Origin of the sequence: Chromobacterium subtsugae, from assembly GCF_001676875.1 — a bacterium.
GTDB classification, from domain to species: Bacteria; Pseudomonadota; Gammaproteobacteria; order Burkholderiales; family Chromobacteriaceae; genus Chromobacterium; species Chromobacterium subtsugae.
In genome coordinates, this window is sequence record NZ_JYKA01000003.1 from 304,200 (window position 1) to 318,884 (window position 14,685).

Sequence of the window (14,685 nt, forward strand, 5' to 3'; positions counted from 1 at the left end):
CGGCTGCGCGCAAGAGAGGTGGCTATGTCCCACATCATAGACAGACGCCTCAACGGCAAGAACAAGTCGGCGGTCAATCGCGAACGCTTTCTTCGCCGTTTCAAGGCGCAAATCAAGGAAGCCGTCTCCAAGGCGATCAAGGGACGGAGCATTACCGATATCGAAAGCGGGGAAAAGGTCTCGATACCGGTCAAGGATATTTCCGAACCCAATTTCCATCATGGCAAGGGCGGGGTGTGGGAGAACATCCACCCGGGCAATGAGGAATTCATCAAGGGCGACCGCATCCCGCGGCCGCAGGGCGGAGCGGGCGGCGGGGGCAGCAAGGCCAGCCAGGACGGCGAGGGCGAGGACGATTTCGTGTTCCAGCTGTCGCGCGAAGAATTCATGAACGTGTTCTTCGATGATCTGGCGCTGCCCAATCTGATCAAGACCCAGCTGATGGGAATCGAGGAGCTGAAAACCGTGCGCGCCGGCTACACCAACGACGGCACGCCGGCCAACATCAATATCGTCCGCTCGCTGCGCGGCGCGCTGGCGCGGCGGGTGGCGATGGCGGCGCCCACCTTGTCGAGCCTGGACGACGCCGAGGAAGAGCTGGACACGCTTATCGAGTCGGACGACGACAACGCGCTGGATGTCCGCGAAAAGCGCCAGCGCATCCACCAGATGCGCGAGCGCCTGGCCAGCATCCCCTTCATCGATCCCTTCGACTTGCGCTACAACAACCGGGTCAAGCAACCCAAGCCGACAAGCCAGGCGGTGATGTTCTGCATCATGGATGTGTCCGGCTCGATGGATGAGCAGAAAAAGGACATGGCCAAGCGTTTCTTCATCCTGTTGTACATGTTCCTGCAGCGCAATTACGAAAAGATCGAGGTGGTGTTCATCCGCCACCATACCAGCGCGGTTGAAGTCAACGAGCAGGACTTTTTCCACTCGCGCGAGAGCGGCGGCACGGTGGTGTCGTCGGCGCTCAACCTGATGAGCGACGTCATCCGCAAGCGCTATGCCAGCAGCGAGTGGAACATCTACGCCGCCCAGGCATCCGACGGCGACAACTGGGACAGCGATTCCGCCAACTGCGGCCGCATCCTGGAGGAGAACCTGCTGCCGTACTGCCAGTACTTCGCCTACATCGAGATCACCGAGGGCGAGCCGCAAAACCTGTGGTACGAGTACCTGAAGGTCAAGTCGCAATGCCCGCAGTTCGCGATGCAGAAAATCCGCTCGGCGTCGGACATCTACCCGGTGTTCCGGGAGTTGTTCAAGCGCCAGCCAGCCAATGGAAGGGTCGGCACATGAAACGGACTCGCAAGGGGGAAGAGGAGGTCGGCAAGCCGATTTCCACCGGTTCGGAATGGACTTTCGACCTGATAGGCGAATACGACCGGCAGATCCGCACCATCGCGGTGGACGAATTCAAGCTGGACGTCTACCCCAATCAGCTTGAGGTGATCACCGCCGAGCAGATGATGGACGCCTACGCCTCGGTCGGCATGCCGGTCAACTACCACCACTGGAGCTACGGCAAGCATTTCGTCTCCACCGAGAAAAGCTACAAGCGCGGCCAGATGGGGCTGGCCTACGAAATCGTCATCAATTCCAACCCCTGCATCGCCTATCTGATGGAGGAAAACTCCATGATGATGCAGGCGCTGGTGATCGCCCACGCCGCTTACGGCCACAACAGTTTCTTCAAGGGCAATTACCTGTTCCGCTCCTGGACCGACGCGTCGGCCATCATCGATTACCTGGTGTTCGCCAAAAGCTATATCAGCAAGTGCGAGGAGCGCTACGGCATAGACGAGGTGGAGGAGCTGCTGGACTCCTGCCATGCGCTGATGAACTACGGCGTCGACCGCTACAAGCGGCCGCAGAAACTGTCGCTGGCCAAAGAGCAGGCGCGGCAGGAGGAGCGCGAGCAATACCTGCAGATGCAGGTGAACGACCTGTGGCGCACGATACCGAAGCGCGACAAGGACGACAGCGGCAAGCCGGCGTCGCGCTTCCCGCTGGAGCCGCAGGAAAACCTGCTGTACTTCATCGAGAAATCGGCGCCGTTGCTGGAACCCTGGCAGCGCGAGGTGGTGCGCATCGTGCGCAAGGTCGCCCAGTATTTCTATCCGCAGCGCCAGACCCAGGTGATGAACGAAGGCTGGGCCACCTTCTGGCACTACACCATCATGAACCGGCTGTACGACAAGGGCCTGATCACCGACGGCTACATGCTGGAGTTTCTGCAGAGCCACACCAATGTGGTGACGCAGCCGCCGGTGACGGCGCGCTGGTACAACGGCATCAATCCCTACGCGCTGGGTTTCGCCATGTATCAGGATATCAAGCGCATTTGCGAGGCCCCCACCGACGAGGACCGCGCCTGGTTCCCGGACCTTGCCGGCAGCGACTGGCGCGAGTCGCTGGAGTTCGCGATGCGCAATTTCAAGGACGAAAGCTTCATCTCGCAGTATCTGTCGCCGAAGTTGATCCGCGATTTCCGCTTTTTCGCCATCCGCGACGACGACAAGGACGACAAGCTGGAGATTTCCAGCATCCACGACGAAGAAGGCTACCGTGATATCCGCGGCAAGTTGGCCGAGCAGTACAACCTGGGTTCGCGCGAACCCAATATCCAGGTGTGGTCGGTCAATGTGCGCGGCGACCGCAGCCTGACGCTGCGCCACGTGATGCACAACAGGCGGCCGCTGGAAGACCAAAGCGCCCAGGAGGTGCTCAAGCACGTCTGCCGGCTGTGGGGCTTCGATGTGAAGCTGGAAAGCGTGGACGGCAACGGCGAGGTCAAGCAGTCGTACGAGGTTCAGGCGGTCAGGGATCCGGAGATGGCCTGAACGCCGGCGGGAACGCCGCGATGAAAGCCGGGCAGCCAAATGGCGGCCCGGCTTTGTTTTGGCTCCGCCGCACTCAGGCGGTGCCGGCGACGGGCGTCAGGCTGCAGCGCGAGCGGTCTTCGAAACTGCAGTTGGGCAGGCCCCAGCCATGGGTGTATTGCATCTGGCCATTGGCTTCCAGCCGAATGGTGATTTCCTGGCGGAATTGCTCGGTCAGACTGCGCGGCGCGCTGGCGAACACCACTTCCAGCGTGCCGTGGGCGCCCTCGGCCAGGCGCACCGCAGGGTGGGGCAAGACGAAGGGAAGCTCTTCCATCACCGGCCACAGGCATAGCGTGCCGTCCGGCAGGTAGCCCAGCAGGGTGGTTTCGCGGTGCAGCACATCGCCGCTGGTGCCGCTGGCTGTGTAGTGCAGCAGCAGGGCTCTTTGGCCGGGCAGCGCCTGCCAGTGCAGGCAGCCGGTGAAGGTCTGGTCCTCGTGGTTGATGCCTTCGCCACAGAACTGGTTGGGAAGCGATTGCAAAGCGGCAAGCAGCGGCATGTTCAATCTTCCAGTCGCAAATGCGAGATGGTCAGAATGGCAGGTTTGCCGTTCCGGCGCAATATGGATCAGCGTTGCGGGCTGTCGGGCAGGGGGATGAAGGCCCGCCATGGCTGTTCTGGGTGGCTCAGCTCCGCCAGTCTGACGCCGTATACCGCTTCCAGCCGCTCGCGCCGCATCATCTCCTGGTTGTCGCCGTAGCCGGCCGCCTGGCCATTGTTGAGCAGCAACACCTTGTCGGCGTGGCGCAGCGCCAGGTTGAGGTCGTGGATCACGGCCAGGCCGCCTATTTGCAGGCGGTGGCATAGCTGGCGGACCTGCGCCATCAATTCGTCGGCCAGTCCGAAGTCCAGCGCCGCGGTGGGCTCGTCCAGCAGCAAATAGCGCTCGGTTTCGGGAGAGAGCAGCAACTGGCACAAGGCGCGCGCCAGTTGCAGGCGCTGCAGCTCGCCGCCGGATAATTCGTTCAGGCTGCGCGCCGCCAGTCGTTCGGCGCCGGTCAGCGCCAGCGCTTCCGAAATGGCTTCGCGAATCTGCCGCGAAGGCAGGCGGGGATAGCGGTAGGCGCCGGCGGCGACCAGCTCGGCGCCGGTCCAGCCGGCGGGCGTCACCGGATGCTGCTCGACCACCGCGCGCCAGCCGGCTTGCGCGGCGGCCGGCAGATCATCCAGATTTTCGCCGGCCAGGTGGATCGCGCCGGAATCGGGCCGCCACAGGCCAGACAGCAGCTTGAGCAGGCTGCTCTTGCCGGCGCCGTTGGGGCCCAGCGCGATCAGCAGCTCGCCCGGGCGCAGCGCCAGGCTGATGTCCTGAAGCAAAAGCCGGCCGTTGCGGCGGAGGGTCAATCGGCTGGCTTCAAGCATGGCGGCGCTCCTGCCGGCGCAGCAGCCACAGGAAAAACGGCGCGCCCAGCAAGCTGGTGATCACGCCGACCGGCAACTCCGCCGGCGCGAGCAAGCCGCGCGCCAGCCAATCGGACGAGACGGCCAGCCAGGCGCCCAAGAGCGGCGCGGCCAGCAGCAAGCGGCGCGAATCGCTGCCCAGCAGCTGGCGGGCCAGGTGCGGCGCCATCAGGCCGATGAAGCCTATCATGCCGCAGCCGGACACCACCAGGCCGGTGGCCAGCGCCGCCAGCATCACGATGCGCCACTCCAGCCGGCGCACGGCGAAGCCCAGGTGGAAGGCCGTGCTTTCCCCCAGCTGCAGCGCGTTGAGAAAGCGCCACTGGCGGAACAGGGCCAGCCAGACCAGCGGCGCGGCCAGCAGCATCAATAGCGCTTGCGGCCACTCCACGCTGGCGAAGCTGCCCATCAGCCAGAAGGTGACGATGCGCAGCGAGCCGTCGGGCAGCATGGTGATCAGCAGGGTCAGCAGGCTGCCGAGCAGGGTGCTGACCGCCAGTCCGCTCAAGATCAGCCGGTTGCCGTCCTGATCGGCGCCCAGGAGGCGCACCAGCAGCAGGGCCGCCATGCCGCCGCCGAAGGCCGAGGCGGCGACCCCGTACAGGCCGGCGCCCAGGCTGAGCGCCAGCGCCGATGCCAGCGCCGCGCCGCTGTTGACGCCTATCAGGCCGGGCTCGGCCAGCGGATTGCGAAAGCGCGCCTGCATCGCCGCGCCGGCGCTGGCCAGCAGGGCGCCGGCGCCGGCCGAGGCCAGCAGCCGGGGCAGGCGCAACTCCACCAGCAATTGCCATTCCAGCGCCGGCTGAGGCTGCAGCCGCCACAAACTGGCGAGCAGCAGATGGCTGTGATGGAGCAGGGACGCGATGGACGTCAGCGCGAGCAGGAGCAGCAGAGTGAGGGTCAGCGTGAGCGCGCGCATAGGAAGGAAAGGGAGGGGATGCCCCCTCCCGGATCAGCGCAGGCCCAGCACGTCCTGCATGTCGAACAGGCCGTGCGGCTTGTCCGACAGCCAGCGCGCGGCGCGCACCGCGCCATTGGCGAAGGTGGCGCGGCTGGAGGCCTTGTGGCTGATTTCCACCCGTTCGCCCAGCGTGGCGAACAGCGCGGTGTGGTCGCCGACGATGTCGCCGCCGCGCACGGTGGCGAAGCCGATGGCATTGGGGTCGCGCTCGCCGGTCACGCCTTCGCGGCCATAGACCGCGCATTGCTTCAGGTCGCGGCCCAGCGCGTCGGCGATCACTTCGCCCATCCGCAAGGCGGTGCCGGACGGGGCGTCCACCTTGAAGCGGTGGTGGGCTTCGGTGATTTCTATGTCGTAGCCTTCGTTCAGCACCCGGGCGGCCATGTCCAGCAGTTTGAAGGTGAGGTTGACGCCTATGCTGAAGTTGGAGGCGAACACGATGGCTATCTTGTCGGCCGCGGCGCGGATGGCGGCCTTGCCGGCGTCGTCGAAGCCGGTGGTGCCGATGATCATCTGCACCTGGTGCTCGACGCAGGCCATCATGTGTTCCAGCGTGCCTTCCGGGCGGGTGAAGTCTATCACCACGTCGGCGCCTTCCAGCGCGGCGATGAAGTCGGAAGTGATCTTGACGCCGCTGGCGCGGCCGCAGAACAGGCCGGCGTCCTGGCCGACGAAGCCGGAGTCGGAGCGTTCTATCGCCGCGTGCAGGCGCGCGCCGGGGGCGCTCAACACCGATTCGATCAGCACGCGGCCCATGCGGCCGGATGCGCCTACGATGACGATGTTTTGGCTCATGGCTGTTTCGTCTCCTGCGCCGGCATCGAGGCGTCCAGTTGCTTGGCCGGCGGGGCGGGCTGGGCGGCGCCTTCGACGCGGTCGAGCACGTCGCCCTTGAAGTAAACGGTCAGCAGCTTGTCGCTGGAGGTTTCCAGCCGGCCTTGCTTGGTGTCGCTATACTTGTAGTCCCAGCGGTCGGCATGGAAGGCGTCGGTCAGCAGCGGAGTGCCCAGCAGGAAGCGCACTTGCGAGCGGGTCATGCCCGGCTTCAGCTTGGCGACGGCGTCCTGGGTCACGTAGTTGCCCTGCTGGATTTCCACCTTGTGGGTCCAGTCAAGCGGATTTATGGAACTGCAGCCGGAGACGGCGATGACGGCGGCGAAAATCAGGGCGCGCATGATACTCCGATTGACTCAAGTGTTTATGAGGCTGTAATTAGGCAAAGCCGTCAAAAGGCTTTATCATGATTCGAAATCGACACACTTTATATCACGATGAGCAAAGCCAGTCACCTCAAAGATATCGGCCTGAAAGCCACCGGTCCGCGCCTGAAAATCCTCGACTTGTTCGAGGAGGCGGACTCCGGTCACATGTCCGCCGAAGACGTTTACCGCAAGCTTCTGGCGGAGAACATCGACATCGGTCTCGCCACCATTTACCGGGTGCTGACCCAGTTCGAGCAGGCCGGCATCCTGGTGCGCCACCATTTCGAAACCGGCAAGGCGGTGTACGAGCTGAACCAGGGCGGCCACCATGATCACATGGTCTGCGTCAGCTGCAGCAAGGTGGTGGAGTTCTTCGATCCAGAGATCGAGGCGCTGCAGGACCGCATCGCCGAGCAGCATGGTTTCCGCATCGTCGACCACGCGCTGTACATGTACGGCGAGTGCCCGGACTGCCTGGCCAAGGGCGGCCGCCGCGGATGATTCCCTGGCTCGGTCCCGAGCCTGTCTTCCCGCCGGTGGCGCAGGCCTTGAGTCATCCCAACGGCCTGCTGGCCGCCGGCGGCGATTTGTCGCCCAGGCGCATCCTTAGCGCCTACTCCGAAGGCATTTTCCCCTGGTTTTCCCTGGGCGAGCCCATTTTATGGTGGTCGCCCGCCCCGCGCATGGTGCTGTATCCGTCGCGGCTGAGGGTCAGCCGTTCGCTGGCCAAGGCGCTGCGTCGTCCCGATTACGAAATTCGCACCGATCAGGCCTTTTTCGAGGTGATGGAAGCCTGCTCCCAGCCTCGGGCGGGCCAGGACGGCACCTGGATCGTGCCGGAAATGGTGGCTGCCTACTGCCGGCTGCATCAGCTTGGCTACGCGCACAGTTTCGAAACCTGGATCGACGGCGAGTTGGCCGGCGGCCTGTACGGCGTGGCGATCGGCAGGATGTTCTACGGAGAGTCGATGTTCGCGCGCCGCACCGACGCCTCCAAGCTGGCCTTCGTGCACATGGTGCGGCACCTGGCCACGCAAGGCGTGGAAATGATCGACTGCCAGATGCATACCGCGCATCTGGAAAGCCTGGGCGCCTGCCTGGTGCCGCGCGATGTTTTTCTTGCTACTCTGAAGGAGAAGATCCGGCAGCCGCAGCCCGGCCAAATGTGGGACTATCATTACCGCCATGAGTCATCGTGAAGCCGGCCAGGTCGCGGCCATCCATTTCTACGCCACTGCGCCTTATCCCTGCAGCTACCTGTCGGGCCATCAGGCGCGTTCCCAGGTAGCCATTCCCGCCGAGGCGATAGACGGCGGGGTGTATAGCCAGCTGGTGCGGCTGGGCTTCCGCCGCAGCGGGCTCTATACCTATCGTCCGTATTGCGACGCCTGCCAGGCCTGCATCCCGGTGCGATTGGCGGTCGACCAGTTCCAGCCCAATCGCACTCAGCGCAAGGTGTGGCGGCGCGGCGGCGAACTGACGGTCGAGTGGCTGCCGCTGGCTTTCGACGCCGAGCACTACGCGTTGTACCGGCTTTACCAGCAGGCGCGCCATGCCGGCGGCGGCATGTCTGACGACGATGCCCAGCAGTACGCCGAATTCATACTGAAAAGCGGTGTGGACAGCCATCTGGCCGAGTTTCGGCTGGAGGGGGCGTTGAAGATGGTCAGCCTGGTGGACCGGCTGGCGGATGGCTTGTCGGCGGTCTACACCTTTTACGATCCGGCCGACGCCCAGATGAGTCTGGGCGTGTACAACGTGCTGTGGCAGGTGGAGCAGGCCAGAGCGATGGGTTTGAGCTATCTCTATCTGGGTTACTGGATCGCCGATTGCCGCAAGATGGCTTATAAGGCCGGCTATCGTCCGCTGCAGATGCTGCACGGCGGCCGCTGGCAGACGATGCCGGAGCCGAGCTAGGCGCGGGGAAAGTAAAAACAGGCCCTTCCGGGCCTGTTTTCGTTTGGCTGCGCTGCCCGCTCAGTACGGCACGACGCGGTCGTTGCCGCCGCCGCTCAGCAGCTTCACGCGCTGGTTGGCGACGAAGGGAATGTCGGCTTCCTGCACGATGGACACCACCCGGCCGGAATCCAGCTTGACGGTGATTTCCAGCGCGTTCTTGCCCAGCGCTTCCTGGGCGGCCTTGGCGCCGTAGCCGCCGGCCAGCGCGCCGACGATGCCGCCGGCGATCTGGCCCTTGCCGCCGCCGATATTGCTGCCGGCCAGCCCGCCCAGCGCGGCGCCGCCCAGGGTCAGCAGTTCATTGTTCTGGCCTTCCATCTTGACGTTCTGCACCGAAACCACCGTGCCGAACTGCACGGTCTGCGCCTGGCGCATCTGGCTTTTGGAATACACCGCGGCGGAGTCCGAGGTGGCGCATCCGCTGAGCGCGCCGACGCTCAGCAAGGCGATGACGGTGATGCGGCTGAGAGTAGTTGTCTTCATGTTCTTGCTCCATTCATTCTCGTGTGCGAGCTTGCAGGTATTGCGCCGCCGCCCGGGCGCATTCGCCGACCAGTTCCGGCCCGCGGTATATCAGGCCGCTGTACAGCTGCACCAGGCTGGCGCCGGCTTCCAGTTTTTCCACGGCATCGCTGCCGGAAAGGATGCCGCCCACTCCTATGATAGGCAGAGCGCCGTCAAGTTCCTTGGCCAGTTTGCGGATCAGCGCGGTGGAGCGGCTGCGCACCGGCGCGCCCGACAGGCCGCCGGCCTCGTTTTCCAGCGGATGGCCGGCGATCTCACGCCGCGACAGCGTGGTGTTGGTGGCGATGACGCCGTCGATGCCGTTGCCGATCAGCAGGCGGGCGATCTCTGCGATCTGCTCGTCGTCGAGATCGGGCGCGATCTTCACCGCCAGCGGTACATGGCGGCCGTGCCGGTCCGCCAGCTCGCTCTGGCGGCGCTTGAGCGCGGCCAGCAGCTTGCCCAGTTCGTTGCCCTGCTGCAGCTGGCGCAGGTTTTTGGTGTTGGGGGAGGAGATGTTGACGGTGACGTAGCTGGCGGCAGCGTATACCTGATCCAGGCAGGCCAGGTAGTCGTCGACCGCGTTTTCTATCGGGGTGATCGCGTTCTTGCCGATGTTGATGCCGAGCACGCCCTTGAATTTGCAGCGGCGCACATTGTCCAGCAGCGCGGCTACGCCGAGGTTGTTGAAGCCCATCCGATTGATGATGGCTTCGTGCTCCGGCAGGCGGAACAGGCGCGGCTTGGGATTGCCGTCTTGCGGGCGCGGGGTGATGGTGCCGATTTCGATGAAGCCGAAGCCCAGATCCGCTAGCGCGTCGACGTGGGCGCCGTTCTTGTCCAGGCCGGCGGCCAGGCCGACCGGATTGGGGAAGGTCAGGCCCATCGCCTGCACCGGGTGGCCGGCGGCGGGCGAGCCCGCCAGCGAGCCCAGGTGCAGCCGGTGCGCGCGATCCAGCATCTTCAGCGTGTGTTCATGGGCGGTTTCCGCGTCGAACTTGAACAACAGCGGGCGCAGCAGCGGGTACAGCATGGCATTCTCCGGGCAGACAAATGCCCGGCATTATAACCGGGCATCGGGGCGGAGCCAGCGGGAATTACAGGATCTGGCAGGCGTCGGCGAAATCGAAGCGCGGCGAGCGCGGGAACAGCTTGTCGGCTTCGCCGTAGCCCAAGTTGATCAGGAAGTTGGACTTGACGTTGCCTTCGGGGAAGAAGGCGGCATCCACCGCGGCGTTGTCGAAGCCCGACATCGGGCCGCAGTCCAGGCCCAGCGAGCGGGCGGCCAGGATCAGGTAGGCGCCTTGCAGCGTGCCGTTGCGGAAGGCGGTGGTCTGGATCAGCGCGTCGTTGCCTTCGAACCAGCTCTTGGCGTCGGCATGCGGGAACAGCTTGGGCAGTTGCTCGTAGAATTTCATGTCTTGGGCGACGATCACGCATACCGGCGCGGACATGGTCTTGTCGACATTGCCTTCGGCCAGGCAGGGCTTGAGCTTGGCTTTCGCTTCCGGGCTCTTGACGAAGACGAAGCGCGCCGGCGAGCAGTTGGCGCTGGTCGGGCAGTGCTTGAGCAGGTCGAACAGCTGGCGTAGCAGGTCGTCGCCAACCGGGCGAGCCTGCCAGTGGCTGTGGGTGCGAGCGTTCAGGAACAGCTGTTCCAGCGTGGCATGAGAGAGGGGAGTGCTCATGGTTTTACCTCGGTTGCAGTGGGGGGTGTTGTCTGCGCTTCGGGTGCGCCGGCATCGTTGGCTTGCACCGAAATGGTGACGCGGCGATTGCGGGCGCGGCCTTCCGCGGTGGCGTTGTCGGCGACGGCCAGGTTGGCGCCGTGGCCGACCGCCACCATTCTTTGGGCATTGATGCCGTTTTCCTGGAACAGCCGCACCACGCCGCCGGCGCGCGCGGCGGACAGTTCCCAGTTGGACGGGAAGGACGGGGTGCGGATCGGCACGTCGTCGGTGAAGCCTTCCACCTTGATGGAATTGTCGACGCCGGCCAGCAGCTTGGCCATGCTGGACATCAGCGGCAGCGACTGCTGATTGGGCACCGCCTGGCCGACGGCGAACAGCGCGCTGTCGCGGATATCGATGTTGATGCCCTGGTCGCTCTGGGTGATGGTGACTTCGCCGCTTTGCACCAGCGGTCCCAGCACCTTGGCCAGGTTCTGCGTCAGCTGGCCGAGCTTGGCGGCTTCTTCCACATGGTGGTCGGCCTTGATGCTTTTGGAGATGGGCTTGGTTTGCGGAATCTCAATCATGGTGTTGGCTCCGCCATTGGGCGGGGAAGTTTGCACTGTGACCAGGGTGCCGCTGCGGAAGGCATCCATGATGGCCGAGGACATCACCCGGTACTTGCCCTCGTTCAGCGAGGAGATGGCGTACATCACCACGAAGAACGCGAACAGCAGCGTGATGAAGTCGGCGTACGAAACCAGCCAGCGTTCGTGGTTTTCGTGCTCGTCTTCATGTCGTTTGCGCCTGGATGCCATGTCGCTCTCCGCGTTCTAGAACAGGGCGGTGTCGAACAGCGACTTGACGCCGCCGGCGAACTGCACGCCTATGCGGCGCGCCACCCGGCTGGAAAAGTCGTCCTGCTGAGTATAGTCGACGGTCTTCTCCGCCTTGACCACGTCGCGGGCCACCGACGGCACGGTGCCCAGGCCGTCGGCCAGGCCCAGCGGAATCGCCTTGGCGCCCAGCCATACCATGCCGCTGAACATTTGCGGATCGTTCTGCAGGCGCTTGCCGCGGCCGTCGCGCACCGCCTGGATGAACTGCTGGTGGATGTCGTCCAGCAACTGCTGGCGGATGGCGTCATGCTTGGGGTTGACCGGGGAGAAGGGGTCGCCCATCGCCTTGTTTTCGCCGGCGGTCTTCAGTCTGCGCTCGATGCCCAGTTTTTCCATGGCGCCGGTGAAGCCGAAACCGTCGGACAGCACGCCGATCGAGCCGACGATGCTGGCCTTGTCGACGAAGATCTTGTCGGCGGCGGCGGCGATGTAGTAGCAGCCGGACGCGCAGACGTCGCTCACCACCACGTAGATCGGAATGTCGGCGTGCTTCTTCTTCAGGCGGCGGATCTCGTCGTAGACCATGCCCGACAGCACCGGGCTGCCGCCGGGGCTATTGGCGTCGATGATGACGCCCTTGGTGTTGCGGTCGCGGAAGGCGTGGTCGAGCGCGTCCACCATTTTCTGGCCGCTGTCGTTGTCGCTGCTGATCACGCCATCCAGCTTGATCACCGCGCTGTGTCCGCTGCCGGACAGGCCGGCGCCGGCCTTGTCTTCGCTGCGCATGAACAGGCTGGCGACGACGAAGCCGATGATCAATAGCCAGGCCAGGCGGAAGAAGATTTTCCATTGCCGGGCGCGGCGTTGCTCCACCAGGGCTGCGGTGGCCAGTTTTTCCAGCAATTGACGTTCCCAGTTGGGGGTGTCGCTCATGGTAGGGATGCTCCGGAACAATTCCAAAAGTCTAGCAAAATTCAGTCAGGCATGACATTCAGCCAGACTTGGCCGTTTTGTTCAATGACTTCCAGCCTGGCGAGCGATTGGCCGCGGCATGGCCCCCAGCTGCAATAGCCGTTGTCGGGGTGGTAGCGGGCGCCGTGCATGCTGCAGATCAGATAGTGGCCGGTCAGGTCGAACAGCTTGCCGTCTTCCAGGTCGAGCTCCACCGGAATGTGGCAGCAGCGGTTGATATAGGCGTGGACCTTGCCGCGGTAACGGACGGCGAAGGCGGGCAGGCGGCTGCCATCGGCTTGTTCGATTTCAAAGCGGTGGGCGGGGCCGCTGTCCAGCAGCTCGGCGGACGGGCAGATCAGCCTAGGCGCGGCAGCAGCCATGAGCTCAGCTCCGGCAGCGAGTGGACGAGGGCGGCGGGCTGGCAGCGGAGCAGTTCTTCGTCCGCGTGCGCGCCGTGGCTGATGCCGACGCCTACGCTGCCGGCGTTGCGGGCCATCAGCAGGTCGTGGCTGGTGTCGCCCACCATCAGCGCGCGGCCGCAGGCCACGCCGAAGTAGTCGGTCAACTGGAACAGCATGTCCGGGTGCGGTTTGGAATGGCACTCGTCGACGGTGCGGGTGGCATCGAACAGGTCCTGGATGCCGGCGGCCTGCAGCGCGCGGTCGAGGCCGGCGCGGCTGCTGCCGGTGGCGATGGCGACGAAGATGCCGGCGGCCCGGATGGCTTGCAGCGTGGACTGGGCGTGTTCGAACAGCGTCACCCGCTCCAGCCCCGCCTGGTAGCGGCGGCGAAAGGCGGCGGTCAGTTCGGGCAGGCGGGCGCCGGCCGCCGGGCAGGCGCGCAGCAGGGCGTCGTCCAGCCGCAGGCCTATCACGTGGCTGGCGGCCTCGCGGCCGGGGACCGGCAGGTCCAGATCGCGGCAGGCTTGCTGGATGGCGTGGACGATGTGGCCGGTCGAATCCATCAGCGTGCCATCCCAGTCGAACACCACCAGGTCGAACTCTCGCATCAGCGCGGCTCCAGGGTTTTCAGGAATTTCGCCAATTCTGGCGGCAGCGGCGCCTCCAGCTTCAGCGGCGCGCCGGTCAATGGGTGCGGCAGCGCCAGGCTTTTCGCGTGCAGGAACATCCGCTTCAGGCCGCGGCGCGCCAGCTCCTTGTTGAGCGCGAAGTCGCCGTATTTCTCGTCGCCGGCGATCGCGCAGCCGTTGGCTTGCATGTGCACCCGTATCTGGTGGGTGCGGCCGGTGCGCAGATGCGCTTCCACCAGCGTGAATTCAGTGTAGCGCTGCTGGATGGCGAAGTTGGTGTGCGCGTACTGGCCGTCGTCGCCTTCGGCGATCTTGACGCGGCGCTCGCCGTCGGCGGTGTGGAATTTGAACAGCGGCAGCTTCACCTGCTTGATGTTTTCCGGCCAGTGGCCGGCGCCCAGGGCCAGGTAGCGCTTGTCGGGCACATTGTCGCGCATCATGTCGTGCAGGCGGGTCAGCGCCGAGCGCTTCTTGGCCAGCATCAGGAGGCCGGAGGTCTCGCGGTCCAGCCGGTGCACCAGCTCCAGGTAGCGCCACTCCGGGTGGGCCTGGCGAAGTTGTTCGATCACGCCGAAAGACACGCCGCTGCCGCCGTGCACCGCCACGCCGGCCGGCTTGTTGATCACCAGCATCGCATCGTCTTCGTACACCACCGGGAAGGTGGCGGCGGGCACGTTTTTCTCGGCGCGCTCGGCGACGCGGATCGGCGGGATGCGCAGCGTGTCGCCGGCCGCCACGCGGTAGCTGGCGTCCGCCCGGCCCTTGTTCACCCGCACCTCGCCGGAGCGCAGAATGCGGTAGATATGGCTTTTGGGCACGCCCTTGAGCAGGCGCTGCAGGTAGTTGTCCAGCCGCTGGCCGGCATCTTCTGCGTCGACTTCAAGGAAGGTTACGGAATCTTTGCGAATGTCTGTCATATTGCTTATACTTGTGGCGCTGCCCAGCTGTGCCTATGCACGGCGCGGCGGCGGATTTCGGAAAGCCAAGGTCACGGCCTGTTTCGCGTGATGCTGCTGCGGAAATTCCGAACGGCCGGCAGGGCTTTCGTCCTGACCTGATGCCGTCAGCACCGGCCGCAGCCAAGGTTAACTCGCTCACCGAAAAGTAGCGATGGTAATGCATTTATACGCATAACGCACTCACGAGTATTCCGTTTCCTGATGCTAAGCCAGTCAGGGAATTTTGCAGCGAAGTTTGACCCGGCATGCCAGCCGTCCTGTCGATGTTTGTCCTGCCTGGTAGGCAGGATCGGTACGAAACCGATGCGCCGTTTG

18 protein-coding genes are annotated in these 14,685 nt (G+C 64.5%); 5 read left to right on the top strand and 13 right to left on the bottom strand.

Going from position 1 to position 14,685, the window contains the following annotated elements:
• Positions 1–24 precede the first annotated feature (24 nt).
• Positions 25–1,305, top strand: a complete 1,281-nt coding sequence (locus tag MY55_RS05375) for a YeaH/YhbH family protein (RefSeq protein ID WP_065202068.1) — start codon at positions 25–27, stop codon at positions 1,303–1,305.
• The gene (locus tag MY55_RS05380; protein WP_065202069.1) at positions 1,302–2,849 is read left to right on the top strand and encodes a SpoVR family protein; all 1,548 of its coding nucleotides are present in this window, start codon (positions 1,302–1,304) and stop codon (positions 2,847–2,849) included. Before MY55_RS05375 ends, MY55_RS05380 begins: the two co-directional genes overlap by 4 nt.
• Before the next feature lie 73 nt (positions 2,850–2,922).
• Here MY55_RS05380 and MY55_RS05385 read toward each other — a convergent pair whose 3' ends face one another.
• The 5 genes from MY55_RS05385 to MY55_RS05405 form a co-directional block, all read right to left on the bottom strand.
• A complete protein-coding gene (locus MY55_RS05385; protein ID WP_047257919.1) occupies positions 2,923–3,390 on the bottom strand; it encodes a hypothetical protein in 468 nt (155 codons plus the stop codon).
• Positions 3,391–3,458: 68 nt separating this feature from the next.
• A complete protein-coding gene (locus MY55_RS05390) occupies positions 3,459–4,253 on the bottom strand; it encodes an ATP-binding cassette domain-containing protein (protein WP_065202070.1) in 795 nt (264 codons plus the stop codon).
• On the bottom strand, positions 4,246–5,211 hold the full coding sequence (locus MY55_RS05395; RefSeq protein ID WP_052941647.1) for a FecCD family ABC transporter permease: 966 nt from the start codon (positions 5,209–5,211) through the stop codon (positions 4,246–4,248). Before MY55_RS05395 ends, MY55_RS05390 begins: the two co-directional genes overlap by 8 nt.
• 33 nt (positions 5,212–5,244) lie before the next feature.
• The gene (gene dapB, locus MY55_RS05400) at positions 5,245–6,048 is read right to left on the bottom strand and encodes a 4-hydroxy-tetrahydrodipicolinate reductase (protein ID WP_043577699.1); all 804 of its coding nucleotides are present in this window, start codon (positions 6,046–6,048) and stop codon (positions 5,245–5,247) included.
• Positions 6,045–6,428 carry an outer membrane protein assembly factor BamE gene (locus MY55_RS05405; protein WP_043577696.1) on the bottom strand — a complete coding sequence of 128 codons (384 nt, stop codon included), beginning with the start codon at positions 6,426–6,428 and terminating at the stop codon, positions 6,045–6,047. Before MY55_RS05405 ends, dapB begins: the two co-directional genes overlap by 4 nt.
• A gap of 96 nt (positions 6,429–6,524) precedes the next feature.
• On the opposite strand from MY55_RS05405, the gene fur reads away from it, so the two are divergent.
• The 3 genes from fur to MY55_RS05420 are packed head-to-tail and all read left to right on the top strand — an operon-like array spanning position 6,525 to position 8,372.
• Complete coding sequence (gene fur / locus MY55_RS05410; protein WP_043577694.1) at positions 6,525–6,956, top strand: ferric iron uptake transcriptional regulator; 432 nt, start codon at positions 6,525–6,527, stop codon at positions 6,954–6,956.
• A 47-nt stretch (positions 6,957–7,003) separates the two neighbouring features.
• A complete protein-coding gene (gene aat, locus MY55_RS05415) occupies positions 7,004–7,654 on the top strand; it encodes a leucyl/phenylalanyl-tRNA--protein transferase (RefSeq protein ID WP_230623408.1) in 651 nt (216 codons plus the stop codon).
• A complete protein-coding gene (locus tag MY55_RS05420; RefSeq protein WP_043577685.1) occupies positions 7,641–8,372 on the top strand; it encodes an arginyltransferase in 732 nt (243 codons plus the stop codon). The genes aat and MY55_RS05420 overlap by 14 nt, the downstream gene beginning before the upstream one ends.
• Before the next feature lie 60 nt (positions 8,373–8,432).
• Here MY55_RS05420 and MY55_RS05425 read toward each other — a convergent pair whose 3' ends face one another.
• The 8 genes from MY55_RS05425 to MY55_RS05460 form a co-directional block, all read right to left on the bottom strand.
• On the bottom strand, positions 8,433–8,897 hold the full coding sequence (locus MY55_RS05425; protein WP_043577683.1) for an outer membrane lipoprotein: 465 nt from the start codon (positions 8,895–8,897) through the stop codon (positions 8,433–8,435).
• 13 nt (positions 8,898–8,910) lie between these two features.
• Positions 8,911–9,951 carry a quinone-dependent dihydroorotate dehydrogenase gene (locus tag MY55_RS05430; RefSeq protein WP_047243569.1) on the bottom strand — a complete coding sequence of 347 codons (1,041 nt, stop codon included), beginning with the start codon at positions 9,949–9,951 and terminating at the stop codon, positions 8,911–8,913.
• Between the two features lie 64 nt (positions 9,952–10,015).
• Entirely contained in the window at positions 10,016–10,606 is a 591-nt protein-coding gene (locus MY55_RS05435; protein ID WP_043577677.1) for a malonic semialdehyde reductase, read from the bottom strand.
• Positions 10,603–11,406: a flagellar motor protein MotD gene (gene motD, locus MY55_RS05440; protein ID WP_043577670.1), complete on the bottom strand. Its 804-nt coding sequence runs from the start codon at positions 11,404–11,406 to the stop codon at positions 10,603–10,605. Before motD ends, MY55_RS05435 begins: the two co-directional genes overlap by 4 nt.
• Positions 11,407–11,421: 15 nt before the next feature.
• Positions 11,422–12,360 (bottom strand): S49 family peptidase, encoded by a 939-nt coding sequence (locus MY55_RS05445; protein ID WP_065202071.1) that lies wholly within the window; start codon positions 12,358–12,360, stop codon positions 11,422–11,424.
• A 41-nt stretch (positions 12,361–12,401) separates the two neighbouring features.
• Positions 12,402–12,761, bottom strand: coding sequence for a Rieske (2Fe-2S) protein (locus tag MY55_RS05450; protein WP_043577665.1), 360 nt, complete (start codon positions 12,759–12,761; stop codon positions 12,402–12,404).
• Positions 12,737–13,390, bottom strand: a complete 654-nt coding sequence (locus MY55_RS05455; protein ID WP_208856021.1) for an HAD-IA family hydrolase — start codon at positions 13,388–13,390, stop codon at positions 12,737–12,739. The genes MY55_RS05450 and MY55_RS05455 overlap by 25 nt, the downstream gene beginning before the upstream one ends.
• On the bottom strand, positions 13,390–14,328 hold the full coding sequence (locus MY55_RS05460; protein WP_043577660.1) for an RluA family pseudouridine synthase: 939 nt from the start codon (positions 14,326–14,328) through the stop codon (positions 13,390–13,392). The genes MY55_RS05455 and MY55_RS05460 overlap by 1 nt, the downstream gene beginning before the upstream one ends.
• Positions 14,329–14,685: the final 357 nt, after the last annotated feature.

Coding starts and splice junctions, on each gene's coding strand:
- MY55_RS05375 (WP_065202068.1), top strand. CDS start 25: ATGTCCCACATCATAGACAGACGCCTCAACGGCAAGAACAAGTCGGCG.
- MY55_RS05380 (WP_065202069.1), top strand. CDS start 1,302: ATGAAACGGACTCGCAAGGGGGAAGAGGAGGTCGGCAAGCCGATTTCC.
- MY55_RS05385 (WP_047257919.1), bottom strand. CDS start 3,390: ATGCCGCTGCTTGCCGCTTTGCAATCGCTTCCCAACCAGTTCTGTGGC.
- MY55_RS05390 (WP_065202070.1), bottom strand. CDS start 4,253: ATGCTTGAAGCCAGCCGATTGACCCTCCGCCGCAACGGCCGGCTTTTG.
- MY55_RS05395 (WP_052941647.1), bottom strand. CDS start 5,211: ATGCGCGCGCTCACGCTGACCCTCACTCTGCTGCTCCTGCTCGCGCTG.
- dapB (WP_043577699.1), bottom strand. CDS start 6,048: ATGAGCCAAAACATCGTCATCGTAGGCGCATCCGGCCGCATGGGCCGC.
- MY55_RS05405 (WP_043577696.1), bottom strand. CDS start 6,428: ATGCGCGCCCTGATTTTCGCCGCCGTCATCGCCGTCTCCGGCTGCAGT.
- fur (WP_043577694.1), top strand. CDS start 6,525: ATGAGCAAAGCCAGTCACCTCAAAGATATCGGCCTGAAAGCCACCGGT.
- MY55_RS05420 (WP_043577685.1), top strand. CDS start 7,641: ATGAGTCATCGTGAAGCCGGCCAGGTCGCGGCCATCCATTTCTACGCC.
- MY55_RS05425 (WP_043577683.1), bottom strand. CDS start 8,897: ATGAAGACAACTACTCTCAGCCGCATCACCGTCATCGCCTTGCTGAGC.
- MY55_RS05430 (WP_047243569.1), bottom strand. CDS start 9,951: ATGCTGTACCCGCTGCTGCGCCCGCTGTTGTTCAAGTTCGACGCGGAA.
- MY55_RS05435 (WP_043577677.1), bottom strand. CDS start 10,606: ATGAGCACTCCCCTCTCTCATGCCACGCTGGAACAGCTGTTCCTGAAC.
- motD (WP_043577670.1), bottom strand. CDS start 11,406: ATGGCATCCAGGCGCAAACGACATGAAGACGAGCACGAAAACCACGAA.
- MY55_RS05445 (WP_065202071.1), bottom strand. CDS start 12,360: ATGAGCGACACCCCCAACTGGGAACGTCAATTGCTGGAAAAACTGGCC.
- MY55_RS05450 (WP_043577665.1), bottom strand. CDS start 12,761: ATGGCTGCTGCCGCGCCTAGGCTGATCTGCCCGTCCGCCGAGCTGCTG.
- MY55_RS05455 (WP_208856021.1), bottom strand. CDS start 13,390: ATGCGAGAGTTCGACCTGGTGGTGTTCGACTGGGATGGCACGCTGATG.
- MY55_RS05460 (WP_043577660.1), bottom strand. CDS start 14,328: ATGACAGACATTCGCAAAGATTCCGTAACCTTCCTTGAAGTCGACGCA.